Origin of the sequence: Rhodoblastus sp. (genome assembly GCF_041915505.1) — a bacterium.
Classification (GTDB): Bacteria; Pseudomonadota; Alphaproteobacteria; order Rhizobiales; family Beijerinckiaceae; genus Rhodoblastus.
Genome location: NZ_JAYSBG010000465.1, coordinates 1 through 2,304 on the forward strand (window position 1 = coordinate 1; position 2,304 = coordinate 2,304).

General features: G+C 63.7%; 2 protein-coding genes. Both read right to left on the minus strand.

Translation table 11 applies throughout. The annotated features are described in order from the left end of the window. Positions 1-246 precede the first annotated feature (246 nt). Positions 247-717, minus strand: a complete 471-nt coding sequence (locus ACE3S9_RS18680; RefSeq protein ID WP_374547977.1) for a DUF2852 domain-containing protein — start codon at positions 715-717, stop codon at positions 247-249. 104 nt (positions 718-821) lie between these two features. Continuing rightward, positions 822-1,484: a TetR/AcrR family transcriptional regulator gene (locus tag ACE3S9_RS18685; RefSeq protein ID WP_374547978.1), complete on the minus strand. Its 663-nt coding sequence runs from the start codon at positions 1,482-1,484 to the stop codon at positions 822-824. Between the last annotated feature and the right edge of the window lie 820 nt (positions 1,485-2,304).

The following is a 2,304-nucleotide window of genomic DNA, read 5'->3' on the forward strand; positions in this document are numbered from 1 at the left end:
AGGCCGGACGTTCGGCGCGCTCCCATTTCGAGCATCCGGCGAGGCCGCCGAGCCCGATCGCGAGCAGGAGGAGTGGTAAGCTTCGACGCGCCATGTCGCGATTCCTGCGGCCGACGCGTTAATCCCCTCTGAAGCAAGATAGTTAACGATTAAAATTTGATCGGCCGTGGCGGAAACGCCGCTTTCACGCCGCATTTCCGCCGAGCGCGAAGCGAAACGGCGACCCGAAGGCCGCCGCCATACGCGTCAGGAGGCCGGGTTTTCCGGCGGCGCCGAAGCGGCGCGGCTCGCCATGAAGCGCTCGAATTCCTCGCGATCCTTGGAGCGGCGCAGAGCTTCCTGATAATCGTAGAAGGCTTTTTCCGCTTCGTAGATCTTGCGGCGCTCCTCTTCGAGACGCTCCAGCTCCGCCTTGCGCCAGTCGTCGAAGGCGCTGTTGCCGGAGGAGCGCCAGCCGCCGCCGAAATCGCGGGACATGCCGCCGAGGCCGCAGCGTTTTTCGAAACCGCCCCATTTCTCCTGCGCGAACTGGCCGAAATCGCCGGCATATCGCGTCTTCGCCTGGAAGAATTTCCAGCCGAGAATGGCGAGGCCGATGGGCCAGAAGAAGACGAAGCCGAGGATCATGGCCGCAAGCTCGATCGGCCGCCAGCGCCATGGCGCGCCATGGCTGCCGTGACGCGAAGAACGCCCGTCGGCGTGACGTGAGCAGATCATGTGACTCTCCCTTCATCGCGACCCGAACGGCCGACGATGTGAATGTAATGTACATTTACATCCAGCGAATTTACAGGGGGCGCCGCGACTTTTTTCGTCTCATCCTATCCCGGCAGGCCGGAAGCGACCCCAAGCGCCTTGCGCAAAGCGGCGTCGATCAAGGCGGAAATCGATTCTTCCAGCAGCGCCGACGCCTGGTCGGTCTTGTCGCCGAAATGGCCGGCGAGCATCAGTTCGGCGACGCCGTGGGTTGTCGCCCAGATCTGCAGCGCCAGCCCGCGGGCGCCCTTCTCCGGCGCGTGGAACTGGCGCAGGACGGCCACGGCCGAACGCACCAGCTCGTCGAAGGCTTTTCGCGCGGCGCTGTCCTCCGCCTGCCGCGCCAGCGCCCCGGCGTCGCCGAACATCGCCTTATAGAGTCCCGGCTCGGCGCGGGCGAAAGCGAGATAAGCCGCGCCGCGCCGCCGCAGCGCGGACAGGGCGTCCGGCCGGCCGCCGTCCCAGGCGCGGCCCAGCTCCTCGTTGAAATGCTGGAACCCCTCGTCCGCCAGCGCCGCGATCAGCGCATTGCGATCGGCGAAATGGCGATAGGGCGCGGCCCCGGTCACGCCGACCCTCTTCGCCGCTTCCGCCAAAGTGAAGCCGGCCGGCCCGCGCTCGGAGATCAGCGCCCGCGCCGCCGCCAGCAAGGCCTGACGAAGCCGGCCATGATGATAGCTCCGCCCCTTGTCGCCGCGCCATCCGCAAAAATGATTTTCGGCGGACATTCCCGCTCCCCAATTCGCAAAAAGACTCTGTCGCACGCGCCCGCCATTAAGCGCGGAGGGCCCTTCCGTTTCAACATTTTCCGGCGCGCCGCGCGCGTTGGTCGATGAAATTAGAACCTCTCTAAACAAACCGCTTCTCCTTGCGGCGCGCGCCGGCCCGACGCAAGGTCGGGTCGCTGGGGGCTTGTTGGCGCCATGAATTTGGCGCCCGCCCGCGCGACAAGGGAACAAACCGGCGGCTGCCTAAACGCCAGTCATCATGTGGTCCGATTACACAAAAGGCGGGCATGCATAAAAAATATTCAAAAAATGGCGGATTGCTAGATGTTCATGCTGCGCTGCCCGCCATTTGGAATTGTTCCGAACTGTCGTGAAATTTACAATTCATTAAATCTTCACAGATGAGGCTGAACCATGACGGACAGCTGATTCGCAGTCGAAGAGCCTTATCGCAAAGCTAGGGGGCCGACCGATGACATCCGCCATCAAAGTTGAAATCGTCTCCATCTGCGCCGCCTTCGCCTTCATGACCGCGGTGCTCGCCGCCGTCTGGTGACGGCTGGTCCGACACGGTTTCCCGCCGATCGGTCGCCGCGCCAAATCCGGAAACGCGACTGCAAAGCGCGTCTCTCCTCCCCGCCGAGCGCCACGTCCCGGACCTGCGACGATCCATGAGCCTTCCGCGACCCGGTCAGTCGCGGAAGGCTCTTTCATGTCAGGGACTGGATCGGGGAAATTGACCGCCGAAAACCTACAGCGTGTTCGCTGACGCGGCCCTTCGGGTCGAGCGAAGTGGATGCCGGTTCGCGTGAAGAACCCT

What these genes read in the sequence shown, in the direction of transcription:
- ACE3S9_RS18680 (WP_374547977.1), bottom strand. Translation starts at nt 717, where the DNA reads ATGATCTGCTCACGTCACGCCGACGGGCGTTCTTCGCGTCACGGCAGC.
- ACE3S9_RS18685 (WP_374547978.1), bottom strand. Translation starts at nt 1,484, where the DNA reads ATGTCCGCCGAAAATCATTTTTGCGGATGGCGCGGCGACAAGGGGCGG.